The organism is Streptosporangium sp. NPDC005286 (assembly GCF_040607515.1).
In the GTDB taxonomy this organism is placed as follows: Bacteria; Actinomycetota; Actinomycetes; order Streptosporangiales; family Streptosporangiaceae; genus Streptosporangium.
In genome coordinates, this window is record NZ_JBEXGU010000096.1 from 1 (window position 1) to 18,046 (window position 18,046).

At 67.0% G+C, this 18,046-nt stretch carries 22 protein-coding genes and 1 tRNA gene; 8 read left to right on the plus strand and 15 right to left on the minus strand.

Features of this window, described 5'->3' with window-relative positions; genetic code table 11:
• Window positions 1-471: 471 nt before the first annotated feature.
• From ABZU75_RS28915 to ABZU75_RS28925, 3 genes are all read right to left on the minus strand, one after another.
• Window positions 472-918 (minus strand): cytidine deaminase, encoded by a 447-nt coding sequence (locus ABZU75_RS28915; RefSeq protein ID WP_355560712.1) that lies wholly within the window; start codon window positions 916-918, stop codon window positions 472-474.
• Between the two features lie 548 nt (window positions 919-1,466).
• Window positions 1,467-1,763, minus strand: a complete 297-nt coding sequence (locus ABZU75_RS28920) for a hypothetical protein (RefSeq protein WP_355560715.1) — start codon at window positions 1,761-1,763, stop codon at window positions 1,467-1,469.
• 38 nt (window positions 1,764-1,801) lie between these two features.
• The gene (locus tag ABZU75_RS28925; protein ID WP_355560718.1) at window positions 1,802-2,275 is read right to left on the minus strand and encodes an NUDIX hydrolase; all 474 of its coding nucleotides are present in this window, start codon (window positions 2,273-2,275) and stop codon (window positions 1,802-1,804) included.
• A gap of 134 nt (window positions 2,276-2,409) precedes the next feature.
• Between ABZU75_RS28925 and ABZU75_RS28930 the strand changes: the two genes are divergently transcribed.
• Window positions 2,410-2,679: a hypothetical protein gene (locus ABZU75_RS28930; protein WP_355560721.1), complete on the plus strand. Its 270-nt coding sequence runs from the start codon at window positions 2,410-2,412 to the stop codon at window positions 2,677-2,679.
• A 69-nt stretch (window positions 2,680-2,748) separates the two neighbouring features.
• Here ABZU75_RS28930 and ABZU75_RS28935 read toward each other — a convergent pair whose 3' ends face one another.
• Together ABZU75_RS28935 and ABZU75_RS28940 are read right to left on the minus strand one after the other, a co-directional pair.
• Window positions 2,749-3,468 carry a transglutaminase domain-containing protein gene (locus ABZU75_RS28935; protein ID WP_355560724.1) on the minus strand — a complete coding sequence of 240 codons (720 nt, stop codon included), beginning with the start codon at window positions 3,466-3,468 and terminating at the stop codon, window positions 2,749-2,751.
• Between the two features lie 503 nt (window positions 3,469-3,971).
• Window positions 3,972-4,496: an Imm21 family immunity protein gene (locus ABZU75_RS28940; RefSeq protein WP_355560727.1), complete on the minus strand. Its 525-nt coding sequence runs from the start codon at window positions 4,494-4,496 to the stop codon at window positions 3,972-3,974.
• Window positions 4,497-4,776: 280 nt separating this feature from the next.
• Between ABZU75_RS28940 and ABZU75_RS28945 the strand changes: the two genes are divergently transcribed.
• Window positions 4,777-5,091 carry a hypothetical protein gene (locus ABZU75_RS28945; RefSeq protein WP_355560730.1) on the plus strand — a complete coding sequence of 105 codons (315 nt, stop codon included), beginning with the start codon at window positions 4,777-4,779 and terminating at the stop codon, window positions 5,089-5,091.
• A 252-nt stretch (window positions 5,092-5,343) separates the two neighbouring features.
• Here ABZU75_RS28945 and ABZU75_RS28950 read toward each other — a convergent pair whose 3' ends face one another.
• Window positions 5,344-5,565, minus strand: coding sequence for a hypothetical protein (locus ABZU75_RS28950; protein WP_355560733.1), 222 nt, complete (start codon window positions 5,563-5,565; stop codon window positions 5,344-5,346).
• Between the two features lie 452 nt (window positions 5,566-6,017).
• Between ABZU75_RS28950 and ABZU75_RS28955 the strand changes: the two genes are divergently transcribed.
• Both ABZU75_RS28955 and ABZU75_RS28960 read left to right on the plus strand, forming a co-directional pair.
• On the plus strand, window positions 6,018-6,431 hold the full coding sequence (locus ABZU75_RS28955; protein ID WP_355560736.1) for a hypothetical protein: 414 nt from the start codon (window positions 6,018-6,020) through the stop codon (window positions 6,429-6,431).
• A 368-nt stretch (window positions 6,432-6,799) separates the two neighbouring features.
• Window positions 6,800-7,168: a hypothetical protein gene (locus tag ABZU75_RS28960; RefSeq protein ID WP_355560739.1), complete on the plus strand. Its 369-nt coding sequence runs from the start codon at window positions 6,800-6,802 to the stop codon at window positions 7,166-7,168.
• Between the two features lie 87 nt (window positions 7,169-7,255).
• Here ABZU75_RS28960 and ABZU75_RS28965 read toward each other — a convergent pair whose 3' ends face one another.
• The 3 genes from ABZU75_RS28965 to ABZU75_RS28975 form a co-directional block, all read right to left on the minus strand.
• The gene (locus tag ABZU75_RS28965) at window positions 7,256-7,735 is read right to left on the minus strand and encodes a hypothetical protein (RefSeq protein WP_355560741.1); all 480 of its coding nucleotides are present in this window, start codon (window positions 7,733-7,735) and stop codon (window positions 7,256-7,258) included.
• A gap of 193 nt (window positions 7,736-7,928) precedes the next feature.
• Window positions 7,929-8,017 (minus strand) — tRNA-Ser (locus ABZU75_RS28970).
• 108 nt (window positions 8,018-8,125) lie between these two features.
• On the minus strand, window positions 8,126-10,369 hold the full coding sequence (locus ABZU75_RS28975; protein WP_355560744.1) for an AAA family ATPase: 2,244 nt from the start codon (window positions 10,367-10,369) through the stop codon (window positions 8,126-8,128).
• Between the two features lie 115 nt (window positions 10,370-10,484).
• Between ABZU75_RS28975 and ABZU75_RS28980 the strand changes: the two genes are divergently transcribed.
• Window positions 10,485-11,441, plus strand: a complete 957-nt coding sequence (locus tag ABZU75_RS28980; protein ID WP_355560747.1) for an NAD(P)H-quinone oxidoreductase — start codon at window positions 10,485-10,487, stop codon at window positions 11,439-11,441.
• Between the two features lie 5 nt (window positions 11,442-11,446).
• On the plus strand, window positions 11,447-11,965 hold the full coding sequence (locus tag ABZU75_RS28985) for a bacterial proteasome activator family protein (protein ID WP_350914018.1): 519 nt from the start codon (window positions 11,447-11,449) through the stop codon (window positions 11,963-11,965).
• Between the two features lie 5 nt (window positions 11,966-11,970).
• Here the strand turns inward: ABZU75_RS28985 and ABZU75_RS28990 are convergent, their stop codons facing one another.
• Window positions 11,971-12,771: an HAD family hydrolase gene (locus ABZU75_RS28990; protein ID WP_355560751.1), complete on the minus strand. Its 801-nt coding sequence runs from the start codon at window positions 12,769-12,771 to the stop codon at window positions 11,971-11,973.
• Window positions 12,772-13,008: 237 nt separating this feature from the next.
• On the opposite strand from ABZU75_RS28990, the gene ABZU75_RS28995 reads away from it, so the two are divergent.
• Window positions 13,009-13,212 (plus strand): cold-shock protein, encoded by a 204-nt coding sequence (locus tag ABZU75_RS28995; protein ID WP_012886943.1) that lies wholly within the window; start codon window positions 13,009-13,011, stop codon window positions 13,210-13,212.
• On the opposite strand, the gene ABZU75_RS29000 is transcribed toward ABZU75_RS28995, so the two are convergent.
• Both ABZU75_RS29000 and ABZU75_RS29005 read right to left on the minus strand, forming a co-directional pair.
• Window positions 13,163-13,750, minus strand: a complete 588-nt coding sequence (locus ABZU75_RS29000) for an FAD-dependent monooxygenase (protein ID WP_355560800.1) — start codon at window positions 13,748-13,750, stop codon at window positions 13,163-13,165. The genes ABZU75_RS28995 and ABZU75_RS29000 overlap by 50 nt on opposite strands.
• Entirely contained in the window at window positions 13,666-14,100 is a 435-nt protein-coding gene (locus ABZU75_RS29005) for a hypothetical protein (protein WP_355560803.1), read from the minus strand. Before ABZU75_RS29005 ends, ABZU75_RS29000 begins: the two co-directional genes overlap by 85 nt.
• Between ABZU75_RS29005 and ABZU75_RS29010 the strand changes: the two genes are divergently transcribed.
• Complete coding sequence (locus ABZU75_RS29010) at window positions 14,084-14,146, plus strand: hypothetical protein (protein WP_355560806.1); 63 nt, start codon at window positions 14,084-14,086, stop codon at window positions 14,144-14,146. The two genes, ABZU75_RS29005 and ABZU75_RS29010, sit on opposite strands and share 17 nt — an antisense overlap.
• Before the next feature lie 90 nt (window positions 14,147-14,236).
• Here the strand turns inward: ABZU75_RS29010 and serS are convergent, their stop codons facing one another.
• From serS to ABZU75_RS29025, 3 genes are all read right to left on the minus strand, one after another.
• Window positions 14,237-15,499, minus strand: coding sequence for a serine--tRNA ligase (serS, locus tag ABZU75_RS29015; protein ID WP_355560754.1), 1,263 nt, complete (start codon window positions 15,497-15,499; stop codon window positions 14,237-14,239).
• A 62-nt stretch (window positions 15,500-15,561) separates the two neighbouring features.
• Window positions 15,562-16,482 (minus strand): prephenate dehydratase, encoded by a 921-nt coding sequence (gene pheA / locus ABZU75_RS29020; protein WP_355560756.1) that lies wholly within the window; start codon window positions 16,480-16,482, stop codon window positions 15,562-15,564.
• Between the two features lie 159 nt (window positions 16,483-16,641).
• Window positions 16,642-18,042: a glycosyltransferase 87 family protein gene (locus tag ABZU75_RS29025; RefSeq protein WP_355560758.1), complete on the minus strand. Its 1,401-nt coding sequence runs from the start codon at window positions 18,040-18,042 to the stop codon at window positions 16,642-16,644.
• Window positions 18,043-18,046: the final 4 nt, after the last annotated feature.

Genomic DNA, 18,046 nt, shown 5'->3' on the forward strand with positions numbered 1-18,046 from the left:
GTCACAGCGGTGGCCGTCCCTCGAACCTGTGGCCCTAGGCCTACAGGTTCACATGCGCACGAACTTGCTCGGCCTCACGATCTGCGGCTGGAGTATTAGTGAACCAATGGGTTCGGGCGTAGAGGCGGGAAATGTTCAAGGCTCGGATCGGAAAAGCGCCCCTAACCTGGGCGTTCGCTCTGAGAACAGGTGACGGGGATCGAACCCATGCTGTCAGCTTGAGAAGTGCGGGGAGTACGGCAGGTGGCGCGGCTGAGCTGGTTCTCGAACCTGAACGCTGAGACCATGCACGTGGTGAAAAGCGCAGCAAGGGCAAGCTGGGTTGGGGCTGTTCGTCAGTATCGCGTTGTGCGGGGTGGAAGGGCAAAAGCACGCCGAGGGTGACAGGGGCTGGAGACCCACTCGTCGGTGACCCATCGTGCTGTGCAGGGGTTCGCTACCGCGTTCTAGCCGAGGTGGCTCGTTTTCCTGTCAGGAAAAGTGGGCTTCAGGGCCCGGCCAGGCCCCATCATCGGTGAACTGCGATCCCCAGTAGAACGGGTTCACGTCACGAAGAGTGCGAACGCTCCATCCCGTCACGGCGAAGTCGTCGGGCACGCCGACCTGGACGTCAGGCCCCCACAAGGCCAAGCGTTCCTGGCAGATGCCACACGGAGGAAGGACGAGGACGCGCTCACGTCCTGGGTCCCGATACACGCACACGGAGGCGGTGACCTTCCTGTCGAGCGTGTAGGCCTGGCAGATGGCGCCGGTCTCATGACACAGAGACACGCCGCCGTTGAGGTTGTCCAGGCCGACGCTGGTGAGGATTTGCCCATCATCCAAGTAGATGGCTGCCGCACCACCTTGCTCGTCAGAAGGCCATCGCCGATCCATCTGTGCGACAGCCGCGTCGACAAGTTTTTGATCAAGCTGCATGACAGCATCTTGACACATCAAGCAACCCGGCAAAGCCAGGACAAAGGTAGTCATAGTGAGCACCGAGGCGAGCAGACAAATGGGTGATCAGGAGTTTTCTGTTCTCTGGATGATTTAGCACGCTGGTGGCATGCGGAATCACCCAGATCGAGGAAAGCGCCACTCCCAGCCCTTGGGCGTGGTGATAGGCCCGGTTTGTCTCCGCGGCTGGCCGAGAGCAACCCCTTGCGGACCTCGTACCCCTCACAGCTGGAGCCCCGCGCGAGGCGACACCGCCGAGCGGTCCCGAGCTCCTCCGCCCACCACGGCGCGCTTTTGCCCTTCCGCCCCACCAGACCCGTATCGGTGAACGGCTCCGCCCCCACCACCCTCGATGCGCTTTCCATCACGCACGACGCCGCGCTCTTCAAGCGTGACCGGCCCCCCAGATCCGGATCTTGGAAGCGGGGAGCTGACTGCTTGCGGCTGACTGAGCGCCCCCGAGGTTCAAGTCTTCGAGTGTCAAGTCGTGTGGGCTAGGCAATCGCGGTGGGACGGCGTTCGGAGGTTCAGTCGAGAGCCTCATACTCAGCCGACGGCTGGGCCAGCTCAGGGCGGTCCACGTGGTAGCGATCGTTGTAGATCCTCAGCATTGCCCAGTGCCACGCCTCGTCGTGGAAGATCAGTCCGCGGAATGGCGTGTCACTCGCCTCGTAGGGGTACCGTTCCAGCGCAGCTTTCTCGGCTTCGGCCGAAGTGAGGCCTTCGTAGCGCTGCATCACCCACGCAAAGCGTCGGCGCTCGTCTCGCAGGTATGCGACATACTCATCTTCGCCCCAAACCGTCTCATCCTCGCTCCAGGCCATGCCCGCACTATAGGATGAGATCTTGATAACCAATGAGATTAATTCGGCAACTGCTGGCCGTGCTCTAGATACAACGGGCGGCCGATGGTGCGAGCGGTAACAGCGGCTGTGACGCGATTGGCCAGTCGTTCGATCAGCAGGCCGGGTAGCTCCTCGACGGGATGGAAGTCGTAGCCGACCAGCTCGTCGATGCCAAGGCGGATGCTGTCGCGCATGCTCGGGCTGAGGGTTCCGCCGTCGAAGAGGAACAGGACCTTGTCGCCTTCTTGGGGGTGAGGTGCCCAGTCGACCACGAGCAGGTCGCCGATCGGCGGTTGGATGCCGAGTTCCTCATGAACCTCACGTACACACGCCTGGAACGGGGTCTCGCCGGGCTCGATGTAGCCGCCGGGAATCTCCAGGTAGTCCTTGTAGTGGGGGCGGACCAGGAGCAGACGGCCATGTTCGTCGAAGACGAGTGCCCCGGCTGCGGCGCGGGGGGCGGCCATTGGCGGGGACTCTTGTCCGATCATGATTCCCTACGGTATGGGAAGTCCGCCCCGTATGAAGGTTCCTCAGGTGACACGCAGCCGGCGGGCCAGATCGGTGAGTCGCTGGCTGGGCTTGCCCTTCTGGCGGCGGATCCAGCTCAGGACGAGTTGGCGGCGTGATCTCCATCGGGACCTACTGCGAGGTATGGAAGGCGGCAAGGACCTTCGCACTGACTCCCGAACAGCAGGTCTCACCCCTGGCTGCCCGGCCGTACGACCTGCGGCACGCGGCGGTGTCCCTGTGGCTCAACGCCGGGGTGGCGGCTCCCGACGTGGCAGAGCGCGCAGGACACGGGGTGGACGTGCTGCTCAAGGTCTACGCCGAGTGCATCGACGGCGGCACGGAGATCGCCAACTGGCGGATCGAGGATGCATTAGCGGCGTGAGCGGAGACACGAAGGGATCCCAAGCAGTACTGGGGTCCCTTCTGCGGCCCTGTTCGGTGTCGGCAGGGCTCAAACCGCTCGGCGACTCATGATGAGGTCCGCGATGATACGAACCGGCAAGCACAACGTCTGACCATGTGTCCGAAACAGGGCATCACGGGAGCTGAAATACCCCAGATCGGACAGGACGTGGCCGGACAGATCGCAAGATGAGCAGGTCACGCCGTCCCAGTCCACGGCGGTATGGGCCACCGCGTCGAAGAGCGTCTCACCACCGGTATTGGTGAACCCGCCTCCCTTCTGCAAGGTACTCAGATCACCGTAGAGCTCGGAGACGGTCACCCACTGGTCGCCGAGCAGGAACTCCGGCCAGGCGAGCACTATCTGATGCGGGATCAATGCCCGCAACCGGGGAAATCGTGGATGCCAGAAACGCCCGTCCGCCAGCAGTCCTCTGACCCGGCTGGCGATTCCGCCGGCCCGCCCCACCGCTTCCAGAACCGCCAGCCGCTGGCTGCATGATCCGCGTTCCAAGAGAAGCGTCCTGGAGACCGGCTGCGTGTCGTTCATGGCATACACCGGACGCACCCATGCGGCGATAAGCCGGTGAGCTGTGACCAGAAGACCCCGGTCCGTCCCGGTGTTCTCACGTCGAGCTTCGCTCGCCAACCTCAATACCCGGGGATGCTTCCAGTCCAGGATGGGCGTCGCTGCCAGCTCGCTCTCACCCGTTCCCTGGTGGACGGCAGCAACACGACGACACCGTAAGGGCAAGAGGACCGGCTCCATTCCGTGATCGTATAAGTGGCTCACGATGCATCAAGTGGAGCCTGCGAAGTGTGCCGGCTTTCTCCCGCCGTTCGCCACTTCACTGCTTTGCACAGCTTGCAGGTACAGGCCATGGCCAGGTTGGCAGGGTCTGCCCAGACGTGAGCCTGATTCCGGAGTTGGCAGCGTTCGCTGAACAGGATATCGAGGGCAGCCACCTGGGGAAACGCGACCAACATCATTCCGCGTATATTCCGCGAACACCGGCCGAGAGCCGCTCACGGTGACCTACGGCTGCACATCCCTGAAACGATCAACGGCGTCTTACCAAGGCGAAGTGCCTGGTCAGACGCCGTTTGTGATGCTCAGCGGAGAGCGTGGGATTCGAACCCACGAGACCGGCCACCCGGCCTAGCGGTTTTCAAGAGGGCTGTGTTCCCCGCATCGACATCGGCTCTGAGCTGCTGTGATACATGCGCTCTAGCGCGGGAACTGGAAGATCATCCCGCGCATATCCCGCAGGGTTAGATCTGCTGGACAAGCTGAACGATCACCAAGTAGGCGGCCTCGATCTGAGCATAGGCGGCACGGACGGTGTAGCGCCCTGGTGGAAGGTCCACCCTTAGATGCTCCTCGCTGCCAATGTAGTCATGTCCGTGGACGGAGTCGAAAAGAACCACGGGCTCTCTGATGTCCCACACCAGTTCCTCCTCCCACTGCGCAGAACCGACCACATCGGTAGCGGCCTGGAGGGTTTCCCCGGTCGAGTCCGCGGCGATCCAGCGGACGAAGAGGTTGTGTTCGGGCAGGAACGTGGTGCCGGCGGGATGGTCACCGAGAACGAGGGCCTTGTCTGGCCCGACATCGATCAAACCGATGTAGCCGTCGACCTCGCAGGCTCGGCCGTAGTCTCCCTCATCGTCGGGGTAATCCTCCGGTACGCCGTTCCAGTACTGGCAGACTGACTCCGGAACAACGATGTGCGGCCCGCCCAGCGTGGTGACCCAGAGCGGGTCTCCATCCCCCGGCTCCATGTACAGCTGAGACATGACAGTCAGAGTACGGTGAGAAGCTGACAAAAATGAGCAACCTAGCCTTCTGATCCGTAGGTCCCCGAATGTTCTTCAAGGGCGTTCAGACCAGTTCGCCGTGCAGGTCGTGGACGGCCCGCCTGTTCATATCAGTCCAGCCCAGTCCAAGGTTGTACGGCCCGATGGCTCCCAACTTGGCTCCCACGGATAAGACCCTTCGCGGCTTGGTCATCCCGCTCTTAGTGCTAGACCATGAATACACTCGACGCTCTTATCTAGGTCAAAGTATGGAGCCAGAATGACGAAGCCCCACAAACCCGGTTCCGGAGGGTGCCTTGCTCTCGCTTACTCCGGCCTTGTGCTGGCTCTGGGCATCTACTCGATCGTGGTCCTGCTGACAGTACAGGATCCGATCCTGCTGTCCGGGGTAGCGCTCATCTACCTCACGTTCCCCCTCGGCTGGCTGATCTGGCAGGCGTGGGACCTGCTGCCGATCGGGCTGACGAATCCGATCGTGCTCGTCCTGCTTCTCATGGGCGCGGGCTGGTTCCAGGCGTGGGCGGTCTCGCGCCTCGTGCGGCGGCTGACTCGCCGGGGCGGAGAATCCGCCTAATTGCACGTTAATTGCATGGAAGATCGACAACGAGTCCAAGGAAATCAAAAGCCAGGTTGGGATCACAACCTTGGCCTGGCTTTTCTCTGGTGAAGCGGGTGACGGGAATCGAAACCGCGCTGTCAGCTTGGGAAGTGCATCGAGTACGGCAGGTGAGGCGACTGAGCTGGGCGTTCGGCCGGCCGTGAGTGACCGTGGTTGACCCCTCGTCACCCTGGTTAATGGCCCGACGATCAGAAGCCGAGTTCCAGGTCAGGCGTGATCGGTCACGTAGTCGAAGTACACGGTGAGGCTCGGCCAGTCCCCATCTTCGGTGGTCTCGTTGTGCATGATCACGTCATGGACTTCGACGTTGCCCAACTCCTCGATGCTGTCGGCAACCCTGCGAAGGAGTGCGGGCACCTCTCCCTGTCCTGGTCCTTTCGGGTTGGACTGGGAGAAGTGGTGCATGGTGTAGGTGATCCGCTCGGACAAGCCTTGGCCTTTCTCTGATCGCGTTGCTGTGGCGCAGCATAGAGAGCATGCGGCCTCATGCCGCACACTCCGCCCCTGATCATCCCGTCTGCCGTCGACCCGCCCGCAGGGGAAGCGGACCACGAGCCAGGGCGCCAGGTGGAGCGCCCTACTGGACGAACGACCTGGCGCCCTGGCTCGTGGTCTGCTCGGCTTGTCCCGGGTTGATGGCAGACGGCATGATCAGGCCCCTACCTCAGCCACCGACAGGCTGGCGGTGACAAACGCGCCCTTGGGACCATCCCGGAGCCGGAGCGCCCCCTGCCGGAGGCTGGGTTATTGCCTCGATTAGTGGGATGCCTCGCTGGGAGACTGGCGGTATGGCTAGTTCGTTGTCATTGGTGCGTCGGGTACGGCCCTTTGAAACGCTCGGGAGAGAGGCGTATCGCTCCGAGTGTCGTTTCCTGGACTTCGTGATCGACGGTAGGTCGCTGCTGGAGATGGTGCCCGGGAACGCGGATATGGCGTCGGTCTTATGGTTGGCCCCGGTCCTTGACGACGATGACGACGTGTATCGGCTGCTGGGGCGGTGTGAGTCACCGTTGGATGACGGCAGGGTGCCGTTGTACGTGTGTCCAGAGTGCGGTGATCTCGGCTGCGGAGCCCTGACCGTGGTCGTAGAGGTCTCTTCCGATCACGTGGTCTGGCGGGATCTGGGCTGGCAGACGGATTACTGCGATGAGGTCGACTACGACGATTTCACAACCATCGGTCCGTTCGTGTTCGAGAGAGCCCAGTACGAAGCAGCGCTTGTGGCGGTGCCCGAGTTCCGTGCTCAGGAGCAGTGCGAGGCTCCGGTAGAGGGTTCTCGCCGTTGGTGGATGTGATGGCGTCGCTGATCTGAATCTGATGGAAAGGCGGGTGCTCGCGGCGGCCCGAGCCGCTGGCGGCCGGGACCGGCCCCCAGACCGCATGCCCGGCCGCCGAGCGGGCGCAGGGCCGCGAGGCGGCGCGCAGCGCCGCCCTTGACCGTGGCCGGCACCTGCGCGGCTTCTTCGCCTGCCTCTACTTCGCCGGTCTCCGCCCGGCCGAAGCACTCGGGCTCCGCAAGCAGGACTGCCACCTTCCCGCGATCGGTTGGGGACGGCTCGTCCTGGCCAAGTCCAAGCCGCAGACGAACAAGAAGTGGACCGACAGCGGTGAGGCTCACGACGATCGGGGCCTGAAGCATCGGGCCGAAGATGAGGGCCGCCCCGTGCCGATCCCACCTGAGCTGGTGGCCATCCTGCGCGAGCACATCGAAGAGTTCGGCATCCACGAGGACGGCCGACTGTTCCGGACCTCGCGTGGCGGAGTGATCTCCATCGGGACCTACTGCGAGGTGTGGAGAGCGGCCCGGAACCTGGCATTGACTCCCGAACAGGTCGTCTCACCTCTGGCGGCACGGCCGTACGACCTGCGGCACGCAGCCGTCTCGCTCTGGCTCAACGCCGGGGTGGCGGCTCCCGACGTGGCCGAGCGGGCGGGGCACGGTGTGGACGTACTGCTCAGGGTCTACGCCAAGTGCATCGACGGCGGCGCAGAAATCGCCAATCGCAGAATCGAGGACGCATTGGCTGCATGACCATCCACACCATTAAGGGGCCTCGGGAACGCCGGGGCCTCTTCTCTTTTCACCTCGACACAGCTAAAGGAATCTGGCTCTTCCGCGTCAGCCGGCCTCCATGTTCCAGCCTTCGTCGAGCCTGGCCAGCAGCAGCCTCACACCGGGCCGATGCCCTCCACCCCCGGACGGATCATCAGCGACACGGTGGAGCATGTCCGTGGCATCACGGACGCGCCTCACGATTCCTTCGATGAGGCCGACAGACCCGGCCGACGGGTCCTCGTAGGTCCCGAACCCCGGCTCGGGACAGAAGCATCCCCACCAGTCCAGCAGCGCGTTCAACGCCTCCTGTCGGGGTGGTCCCGGCCGTTCCCCGATCGCCTCCAGAAGCACGCTCGCCGCGGGAACGGCGGCCGGGTAGAGGGTTCCGGCATGGTCGTTCGTGACCGCGTACCGGAGATCGGCCAGCGCGCGGGCGGCCTGCCGAGCGTCTACAGACCGGGTCAGCGCCTCCATCGCCGCTCGGGCGGCCTCCGGGAGGTACCAGGTAGGTCCCGGTATCCGGTCCCAGTCCATATGATCCATGGCTCCCCTCCCGGTTCTCGGGGCAGGATTCTCGGGCGCGGCCTGGGAGAACGTCTCAAGATCCATCCCGCATATATCCCGCGAACATCGGCTGAGAGCCGCTCACGGTGGCCTACCGCTGCACACCCTGGAAACGATCAACGGCGCCTGGTCCAAGGGAAGTCCCTGGTCAGACGCCGTTTTTGATGCTCAGCGGAGAGCGTGGGATTCGAACCCACGAGACCGGTCACCCGGCCTAGCGGTTTTCAAGACCGCCGCCATCGTCCACTAGGCGAGCTCTCCTGGTGACACGTCCCAAGAACGTGTCAGATTGCACACTAGTCTCTCATTGGCCCGGACGTGCCCGAGACCCGGCAGGCGCTGAACAACAAAGCCTGCCGGGCCGGCGGGTCAGGGTTGGGGACCGGCGAAGCCGTCGCCGACCGAGGCGGCCAGGCGGAGGTAGGACTCGCGGGTGGCGGGCTGGAGCCGCTCCAGGTCGATCTCCGCACCCTCCTCCAGATGCGTGTCGTAGGGGACCCGGATGACCGCGCGGCAGCGGGCCGCGAAGTGGGCTTCCAGGCGGTCGAGGTCGACGGTCGACTTCGACCTCGGGCGGACGCTGCACAGCACCACGGTGGCGGAGCGGACCAGTTCCTCGTAGTGGTGGGCCTCCAGCCAGTCCAGGGTCGCCGAGGCGGCGCGGGCGCCGTCCACGGAGGGGGAGCTGACCAGGACGAGCTGGTCGGCCAGCCCGAGCACGCCGGACATCGCCGAGTGGAGCAGGCCGGTGCCGCAGTCGGTGATGCAGATCGAGTAGAAGTTCTCCAGGACCTGGGCGACCGACTGGTAGTCGGACGCACTGAACGCCTCGGACACCGACGGGTCACGATCGGAGGCGAGAATCTCCAGGCGTGAAGGGGCCTGCGAGGTGAAGGCCCTGATGTCGACGTACCTCTTGATCTGCTGGCGCTCGTTGAGCAGGTCGCGAACCGTCGCGGAGGTTTCGAGCTCGACCTTGTCCGACAGGGTGCCCCGGTCGGGGTTGGCGTCGACCGCGATGACCCGGTCTCCGCGTACCTGGGCGAGGGTGGCACCGAGGCCGACCGTGGTGGTGGTCTTGCCGACACCGCCCTTGAGGCTGAGCACGGCGACGCGGTGGTGGCCGGTGGCCACCGGGGTGCGCGCGCGGCCGACCAGCTCGCGACGGCGGCGGACCTCGGGGGACTCGCCCGGCTTGATCAGTCCTGCGGACGCCTTGTAGACCAGCTTCCGCCAGCCCCCGGCGGGCGCGTTGCGACGCCCACGGAGCAACGACTCCGGATCCAGGCTGTCGGCCGACGGCCGGGGGGCCGTGCCCGGAGGGTGCTGCCTGGCCGACGTGCCGAAGGCGGCCGCCGGAGCCGTCTGACGGCGGCGTGCCTGGTACGGCTCCCGCACCGGTTCGGCCGCGTCCCTGCCGGGTGCGAAGGGGTTCTCCCGTTCCATCCGCTCCTGGGCTGAGGCGGCCTCCCGCCCGGAGGCGGCACCTGGCACGAAGGGGTCAGTGCGTTCCTGGGGTGAGCCGCTCTCCCGGCCGGGCGCGAAGAAGTTCTCCCGTTCCGTGCGCTCCTGACCGGAGGAGGAGTCCGAGAAGGCGGAGAAAGTGGAAGGGGAGGAACGTTCCGGTGAGGGTGACGGTGACGCGGCCGGCTCCGGCCTGTCGGCGCCGAAGGACTCTGGAGCCTGGAAAGGCTCGGGCTCACGGGAGGACGGCGGGGCGGGGGCCGGAGCGGGCTCGAAGCGCTCGGGTGACTCCTTCGCCGCCGGTGTCGCCGTGGATTCGCCACCGGTGGGGAACCTGTCGGTTTCCACCGAACCGAAGGTGAAGCGGTCGGCGGTGGTCTCGGCCGCGGGCCGGTCGGTCCCGGTGCTCTCCACGGAGAAGTCTCCGCTGCCGAAGGAGAAGGCCGTGCCGCCCGGGGTGGACTGCGCGCGGTCCTGACCACCGCCGAAGCCCTCACTGCCGAAGCCACCACCGAAGGAGAACCGGCCGGGGTCGGTGCCGCCGAACTCGTCGCTGCCGAAGGTGAACCGCTGGGTGTCCGAGGAGGCCGGCGTGGCCGGCTCAGGGTCGGCGGTCCCGGCGGACGAGGTGGATGAAGGGGCGGGATCGGAGGACTCCGCCTGGCGCTGGGGTTGCTCGAACAGGCCGCGGGACGGCTCGTGCGCGGGCGCCGCGAACGGGGTGCGGATGTGCGGTTCGGTGAAGTCCCCCGCGCTGTCGCCGGGCTCCTGGCGCGGCAGGGGCTTGAGCGGCGCGAGAAAGCCGTCGTTGTCCTGCTTGCCGGATGCCGGGGCGGGCACGGTGAAGGAGCTCACCGTGTCGGAGGCCTCCATCCAATCGGCCGCGTCGGCGTCCTCGACCGGCGGTTCGGCCGTCGGCGAGCTCGTGGCCGGGTGGGCCGAGTCGACGGCCGCGCGGAACAGCGGCGAGGACGCCGTGTCGGGCTCGGCCGGGACCAGACTCCAGGGGTCCTTCGGGTACGGCGAGACGACGGTGTCGTCCACCGTGGTGGCCTTCACCGCCAGGGCCGGCGCCTCCTCCTGCTCTTTGATGGCGTCAAGCCACGCGAGCTGTTCCTCGAGAGATTCCTCACGATCGTGTCTTGCCACCGTGTTCCCCCTCGGGATGGGCATAAAAGGGCAGCAAACACATAGCAGGTTAACGCCCTGTGTTCTTGTCAACGCGAGCAACCACCAAGTTGGCTTGGCGGATACCTTTGCTCACATGCGCGCCATCGTGATCGATAAACCAGGCGGACCGGAAGTTCTGACGTGGCGGGAGGTTCCCGACCCGTTACCCGAGCGCGGCGAAATCATCATCGACGTGGCGGCCTCCGCGGTCAACAGGGCCGACGTGCTGCAGCGGCTGGGTTTCTACAATCCGCCCGCCGGCGCCTCTCCGTACCCGGGACTCGAGTGTTCCGGCGTGGTCGCCGAGGTGGGGCCGGACGCCGTGGGATTCGCGCCGGGTGACCGGGTGTGCGCGCTGCTCAGCGGCGGCGGGTACGCGGAGAAGGTCGCCGTGCCCTGGCAGCAGGTCATGCGGGTGCCCGACGGTGTCGACCTCGTCGAGGCCGCCGGGCTGCCCGAGGTGGCCTGCACCGTCTGGTCCAACGTCTTCATGACCGCGCGCCTACGGAAGGGCGAGACCCTTCTCGTGCACGGCGGCGCCAGCGGGATCGGCACGATGGCCATCCAGCTGGCGAAGGCGTTCGGCTCGCGGGTGGTCGTCACCGCCGGGTCGCCCGAGAAGATCGCCCGCTGTCTGGAGCTGGGCGCCGACGAGGGGATCGACTACCGGCGGGAGGACTTCTCGGAGAAGGTCGAGGCCGATGTGATCCTCGACATCATGGGGGGCAGGTACCTGCCGGGGAACGTCAGGGTGCTCAAGACGGGCGGGCGGCTGGTCGTGATCGGCCTGCAGGGCGGCACGAAGGGCGAGCTGGACCTGGGAGCCCTGCTGGCGAAGCGAGCCTCGGTGCACGGCACCACCCTGCGTGCCCGGCCCGTCGACGAGAAGGGGGTCATCGTCCGCGGGGTGGTGGAGAACGTCTGGCCCCTGGTCGACGCCGGAGCGATCCGGCCCGTGGTGCACGCCCGGGTGCCGCTGAGCGACGCGGCCGAGGCTCACCGGATCCTGGAGTCCGGAGAACACACCGGGAAAATCCTGCTAGTAGGTTGAAGACTATGAACGCTGAGGAGAGCACTCCGCACATCGTTGTCGTGGGCCCCCATGGCTCTCAGGAAGATGAGACCTCCGAGGGACGATCGGTCGCCGACCTGGTCGAGCAGCCCGCCAAGGTGATGCGTATCGGCAGCATGATCCGTCAGCTCCTGGAGGAGGTCCGGGCGGCTCCGCTGGACGAGGCCAGCCGCAAACGGCTCAAGGAGATCCACCAGAGCTCCATCAAGGAGCTGGAGGACGGTCTGGCGCCGGAACTGGTCGAAGAGCTGGAACGGCTGTCGCTGCCGTTCACCGAGGACGTCAACGGCGCCCCGCCGAGCGACGCGGAGCTCCGGGTCGCCCACGCCCAGTTGGTCGGCTGGCTTGAGGGGTTGTTCCACGGCATACAGACCACACTCTTCGCCCAGCAGATGGCGGCCCGCGCCCAGCTGGAGAACATGCGCAGGGCCCTGCCCGGCGGCATCTCCCTCCAGCAGCAACAGCAGGAGGGGCACGGCGCCAACCCCGGCCCCTACCTGTAGGGCCGTCAGGGGCTGTAGAGCCGTTCGAGGACTCCGGCGACCCCGTCGTCGTTGTTGGCCGCGGTCACGTGATCGACCGCGGCCAGCACCTCCGGATGGGCGTTGGCGACGGCGTACGAGATGCCCGCCCAGCGGAGCATCGGAAGATCGTTGGGCATGTCGCCGAAGGCGATCACTTCGTGCGGCCCGATGTCGCGCGTCATGGCGAGATGGGCCAGCGCCGAGGCCTTCGTGACGCCGTACGCGCTCATCTCGATCAGTGCCCGGCCGCTGGAGTGAGTGGGGGTGACCAGATCGCCGACCAGCCCGCAGACCGCCGCGTGGAGAATGTCGGGATCCATCGTGGGGTGGAGTGCCAGCAGCTTGGCGCAGGGCCGCGAGGTGAGCGTGGTCGTCCCCACCCGGAGTCCGGCGACCGCCCTGCTGTCCCACCCGCCGAGACGGAAGTCCGATTCGTGGGCGAATCCACCCTCGTATTCCACTGAGAAGGCGAGGTCGGGAACCTTTTCCCTGAGCCGTCTCACCACCTCTTCAAGCACGTCCGGGTGGATGAGGTGGGATTTGACGATCTGTTCGGTGTGCAGGTCGTAGACGAGGGCTCCGTTGGCGCATATGGCCAGCCCGCGATGGCGCACGGCTCCGGCGACCGTGTGCATCCAGCGGGGCGGCCTGCCGGTCACGAAGACCAGCGCCGCCCCGGCGTTCTCCACAAGCGCAAAAGCGGCGGCTGTACGGGGGGAGACGGTGCCGTCCGAACGCAGAGCGGTGCCGTCGAGGTCGGTGGCGACCAGCCTGGGGCTTCGCATAACAAGTCCCAGTCTGCACTGTGATGGCCGGGGTGTCGGCCCCCAGCATCCCGTCCCAGGAATCTTCCTGATGGCGGGAACACGCATGCGCCGGATAGTGTTAGATGTGATGGCGTTGTATTAGCTGAATCCCGTTGTGAAAACCAGTTTGACTGAGCCACCCCGGGGCCCGCTGTACGACACATGGGGTTCATGAGGTGTGAATCCCAAAGTTTCAAATCCTGAGGGAGAGCTTTAATGGCTCAGGGAACCGTCAAGTGGTTCAACGCTGAAAAGGGCTTCGGCTTCATCGCACCGGATGGCGGTGCACCGGACGTGTTCGTGCACTTCTCCGAGATCCAGGGCAACGGCTACCGTAGCCTCGAAGACGGCCAGCGGGTCGAGTTCGAGATCACCCAGGGCCAGAAGGGCCCGCAGGCCTCGCAGGTCCGCGCCGTCTGACGCATAGACCTCTTGGTTGAACCTGTTTGACCGGAAGGCGGGGTTCGCTCCTGGCGAACCCCGCCTTCCGCATTTCCGGGACATCCCAACTCGCGGTCGGGCGATCATTCGGCCGCCTGTGCGGCCCCACCGCCTCCGCCCGCGAACACCGGCCCCCGCGCCGCCCCCGCCCTCGTCGGCGGCCGGCAGGCGAGAGCCTCACCGGTGGACAAGACCCGAGAGCCGCCAGGTGAGACCCCGGCGGAAGGCCGGGCTGATCGCCAAGGCCCGCAGGACCAGGTTCCTGAACGGCCGCAGGCTCCTGTTCACATTGGCCGGCCCGAGGAGCCGACCGGCGAAGGTGACGACCTGGAGGGCGACGGTCGGCGGTGTATCGGTCCGGATCCGCCTGCTCGCCGCTGAGAGCGACTGTGAGGGCTTCGATCAGGGCGATGGCGCCTGGGACGCCGATGTTCATTCCCTGCCCTCCTGCGGGACTGTGGACGTGCGCGGCGTCGGCGGCGAGCAGGACCCGCCCGGCACGGAAGGTGCGGGCCACCCGGTGGTGGACGCGGAAGCGCGTCCACCAGACGACCTCGCCGACCACCGCCCGCTCCCTTCGCGGGCCCCGGCTGTCCAGCACCCCTGGACGAAGGCCACGTCGGGGTCGCGGGGTGCCTCGTCCACCGTGGAGACGATCCGGTGGGTGCCGTCGGGCAGCGGTGCGACCACGACCAGCCCGGCGGGTGCGAAGTAGAGGACCACCTCGTCGTCCGGCACCCCGCCGGTAAGCCGCACGTCGGCCAGGCTGAACGACTCCGCGTACTGCCCGCCCTCGAACTCGATGCCTGCCTGCTCACGGACCGTGCTGTGCATGCCGTCGGTAGTCGCCATGACCCGCGAGGAGATCGTCGACTGGCTCGGCCCCACGGTGCAGCGCTATCTCACGGACTGACCGCCCTGGTCGGCTGGAGGGCCGCGGGGCGGTCTGCGACATGAACGCGTGAAGACCCCGCCGCACCTACGACGGGGCCTTCGCGGACGGCTACCTGACGGGTTCGAGCACGTCGAGGCCGACGTACGGGCGCAGGGCCTTGGGCAGCACGACGGAGCCGTCGGCCTGCTGGTGGTTCTCCAGGATCGCGACGATCCAGCGGGTGGTGGCCAGCGTGCCGTTCAGGGTGGCCACGTGCTGGGGCTTGCCACCGGAGTCACGGAAACGCACCCCGAGGCGGCGGGCCTGGAAGTCGGTGCAGTTGGAGGTCGAGGTGAGCTCGCGGTAGCGGCCCTGGCTCGGCACCCACGCCTCGCAGTCGAACTTCCGGGCGGCCGAGGTGCCCAGGTCTCCGGCCGCGGTGTCGATCACCCGGTAGGGCAGCTCGACCTTGGCCAGCATCTCCTTCTCCCAGTCGAGCAGGCGCAGGTGCTCGGCGTGCGCCTCCTCCGGCCGGACATAGGAGAACATCTCCACCTTGTCGAACTGGTGGACCCGGATGATGCCCCGGGTGTCCTTGCCGTACGAGCCGGCCTCGCGGCGGAAGCACGAGGACCATCCCGCGTAGCGGTACGGCAGCGCGGAGCCGTCCAGGATCTCGTCGCCGTGGTAGGCCGCCATCGGCACCTCGCTCGTGCCGACCAGGAACAGGTCGTCGCCGGGCAGGTGGTAGACCTCGCCGGCGTGGGCGCCAAGGAAGCCGGTGCCCTTCATCGACTCCGGCTTGACCAGCACGGGCGTGATCATCGGGACGAAGCCCGCCTCGATCGCCTGCTGCATGGCCATGTTGAGCAGCCCGAGCTGGAGCCGCGCGCCGACGCCCCGCAGGAAGAAGAACCGCGAGCCCGACACCTTCGCGCCGCGCTCCATGTCGATGGCGCCGAGCAGCTCGCCGAGCTCCAGGTGGTCTCTGGGCTCGAAGTCGAAGGACGGCTTCTCGCCGATCTCCTCCAGGACGACGTAGTCGTCCTCGCCGCCCCCCGGAGCGCCCTCCTCCACCAGGTTGGGCACCGTGTAGACCAGCTCATCGAGCTCGGCGGCGAGCTTCTCCGCCTCGGCCTCGGCCGACTTGACCTGCGAGGAGAGATCCTTCGCCCGCTCCAGCAGGCTCGCCTTCTCCTCCCCTGAGGCGCGGGAGACCGACTTGCCGACGGTCTTCTGCTCGGCGCGGAGCGTCTCGAAACGGCTCAGCGCACCACGTCGGCGCTCATCAAGGTCGAGCAGCGTGTCGACGACAGAGTCGTCCTCACCGCGGGCACGCTGCGACGCCCGTAGCCGGTCCGGATCCTCACGAAGGGTACGCAGGTCAATCACAGTCACAGGCTACCGAGGTACGGCTCGCGTCCGCGCCCGGTTTGCTCCGTACCGGCCGACGATCAGCTCTGGCCGGTACGGATCCTGTCGAGCCAGGCGGCGGCCTCGGCGAAGTCGTCGTTGTTCGTACCGCGCTTGATCTGCGGTGCGAAGGCGTCGGCGCGCGGGTAGCTGCCCAGGAAGCGCACCTTGGCGGAGATCCGGTGCAGACCGGAGATCGCCTCGCCGACCCGGGCGTCGGCGACGTGGCCCTCGAAGTCGAAGTGGAAGAAATAACGGCCGATGCCGTCGCCGGTGGGCCGCGACTCGATACGGGACAGGTTGACGCCGCGGACGGAGAACTCGATCAGCATCTCCAGCAGCGCGCCCGGGTGGTCGTCGGCCAGGAAGACCACCAGGGAGGTGCGATCGGCACCGGTCGGCTCGGGCAGCTGGCCGGGACGGGTCACCCGGACGAACCGGGTCACGGTGTCGGTGCGGTCGCCGATCCCGGTCGCGAGCTGGACGAGGCCGTAGTGCTCACCGGCGATGCGCGCGGCGATGGCCGCGTCGTACGGCGAGCCGGGGATCGCGACCTCCTGCGCCGCCGCCGCCGTCGACGGGGCGGCGACCACCACGGCGTCGGGCAGCTCGCGGGCTGTGAAGTTGCGGCACTGGGTGATGGCCGCCGGGTGGGTGAAGACCCTCTTGATGTGTCCCATCTCGGTGCCGGGGCGCGCCAGGAGCGAGAACTCGACGGGCAGCAGCAGCTCCGCGGTGATGAGCAGCGGCTCCCCCTGGGCGAGCTCGTCAAGGGTCGTGGTGATGGCGCCTTCGAGCGAGTTCTCCAGCGGGACGACTGCTCCGTCCGCCTCGCCCCGCCGGACCGACTCAAGGGCCGCGGTGATGTTCGGGCTCGGCAGACGCTCGGCCTCCGGCGCCAGGATGCGCAGGGCCTCTTCGGTGAAGGTTCCCTCCGGTCCCAGGTAAGCGAATTTCGGCATGACCTCAGGTTATCCGGCGACTGTCGAAAAATGTGCCCAAGGTCGCACCTCCGGGCCGCTTGGTCCTCCCCAAGACCACCCGAGGTCGCTCCGCATTAAGCTGCTTCACCCCACAAGTCACATCAAACTTGGTCATTTCACGCCACGGATCACCCCGTATCAGCGGAGTGCCTGGAATGCCGCTCTCCGTCTGGGCAGCCACACCCCCAGCAGCCAGACCAGGAAAAGCGCGCCCAGCCCGAACCCGTTCTGCACGATCTTGCCGAGCACGGGGCTGAGCACCGGGATCTCCGCCGCCTTGATCGTCACCCCCCACCAGGGGATCGGCAGCACGTAGTAGAGCCAGACCCCGGCGGCCACCCGGACCCTGACCGGGTCGCGCCCGTCGCCGGCCAGCGCCCCGAGCACCACGACCACCCAGGCCAGGTGGTGGATCCAGGCGACCGGGGAGAGCAACACCGCCATCAGCCCGACCAGGGCGACCCCGGCCACCGGGTGCCCGTCGAGCAGCGCCCGGCGAGCGTGGCGGAAGCCGTACCAGGCGACCACCGCGACCAGCGCCACCCAGAGCAGGCTCGTCAGCACGTCGGGCAGGTAGAGCCGGATGAGCATGCCGCGCATCGACTGGTTGGTGGTCGCGGCGTTGGCACCGAGCCGCTCGGGGTCGAGCAGCGCGCGGAACCAGAAGTCGGCGGCGTCCGCCGGGATCACCACGAACGGCAGCAGGGTCAGCAGCGCGGCGGTGAGCGCGGCGATGAGGAAGGTGTCGCGCTGCTCCCGTCTCGCCCCGGGGCCGAAACCGGTGATGAGCAGGTAGATCAGGAAGACGCCGGGGGTGAGCTTGACCGCGGTGGCCAGGCCGATCAGCATGCCGCGCGGCCACACCGGTCGCCTGGCCACGCAGTCGGCCAGGCAGAGCGCGACGAGCAGGATGTCCACCTGGCCGAAGCGGACCTGGTCCCTGATCGGCATCAGGTAGGTGCACGCGATCATCAGGACGGCGAACAGCAGCGGCGCCCACAGCCGGTCCATCCCGCGCAGTCTCTCCAGACCACCCGCCCAGCCCGCCCCATGGGGCCGGGTACGCGCATCCGCCCGTGCCAGGTCTCCGGCGGGCGTACCGGGAACGACCACCGGCGAGGCCGGCACCGCGCCCTGGGTGCCCGTCCCGGTGAGCAGGGCGCGGAAGGAGAGCCCGACGGTGACCGCCAGGGTCAGGAAGATCAGCGCCGTCCACGCCCACTGCGCCGCCGGCCACGACATCGCCGCCAGCGGGGTGGCCAGCAGGGCGGCCACCGGCGGGTAGGTGAACGGCAGCAACTGCGGCGCCGGGGTGACGAACCCGTAGACGGACCGGCCCTCCAGCACCGCCTCCCCGCCGGTACGGTACACATCCAGGTCGACCAGGCGCTGGTCGTCCACGTTGCCCAGCCAGTAGAGCACCAGCGGGGCCACCGCCGCGGCGACCAGCAGCAGCGCGGGCAGCCAAGGTAGCCACCTCAACCACGTCAGCCACGTCCACGTGCGCCGTCCGGCCGTGGTCACCTCGCCAGTCCTCACGACC

What these genes read in the sequence shown, in the direction of transcription:
- ABZU75_RS28995 (WP_012886943.1), top strand. Translation starts at nt 13,009, where the DNA reads ATGGCTCAGGGAACCGTCAAGTGGTTCAACGCTGAAAAGGGCTTCGGC.
- ABZU75_RS28965 (WP_355560741.1), bottom strand. Translation starts at nt 7,735, where the DNA reads ATGGATCATATGGACTGGGACCGGATACCGGGACCTACCTGGTACCTC.
- ABZU75_RS28925 (WP_355560718.1), bottom strand. Translation starts at nt 2,275, where the DNA reads ATGATCGGACAAGAGTCCCCGCCAATGGCCGCCCCCCGCGCCGCAGCC.
- pheA (WP_355560756.1), bottom strand. Translation starts at nt 16,482, where the DNA reads ATGCCGAAATTCGCTTACCTGGGACCGGAGGGAACCTTCACCGAAGAG.
- ABZU75_RS28940 (WP_355560727.1), bottom strand. Translation starts at nt 4,496, where the DNA reads ATGTCTCAGCTGTACATGGAGCCGGGGGATGGAGACCCGCTCTGGGTC.
- ABZU75_RS28990 (WP_355560751.1), bottom strand. Translation starts at nt 12,771, where the DNA reads ATGCGAAGCCCCAGGCTGGTCGCCACCGACCTCGACGGCACCGCTCTG.
- ABZU75_RS28935 (WP_355560724.1), bottom strand. Translation starts at nt 3,468, where the DNA reads ATGGAGCCGGTCCTCTTGCCCTTACGGTGTCGTCGTGTTGCTGCCGTC.
- ABZU75_RS28945 (WP_355560730.1), top strand. Translation starts at nt 4,777, where the DNA reads ATGACGAAGCCCCACAAACCCGGTTCCGGAGGGTGCCTTGCTCTCGCT.
- ABZU75_RS28985 (WP_350914018.1), top strand. Translation starts at nt 11,447, where the DNA reads ATGAACGCTGAGGAGAGCACTCCGCACATCGTTGTCGTGGGCCCCCAT.
- ABZU75_RS28920 (WP_355560715.1), bottom strand. Translation starts at nt 1,763, where the DNA reads ATGGCCTGGAGCGAGGATGAGACGGTTTGGGGCGAAGATGAGTATGTC.
- ABZU75_RS28980 (WP_355560747.1), top strand. Translation starts at nt 10,485, where the DNA reads ATGCGCGCCATCGTGATCGATAAACCAGGCGGACCGGAAGTTCTGACG.
- ABZU75_RS28915 (WP_355560712.1), bottom strand. Translation starts at nt 918, where the DNA reads ATGCAGCTTGATCAAAAACTTGTCGACGCGGCTGTCGCACAGATGGAT.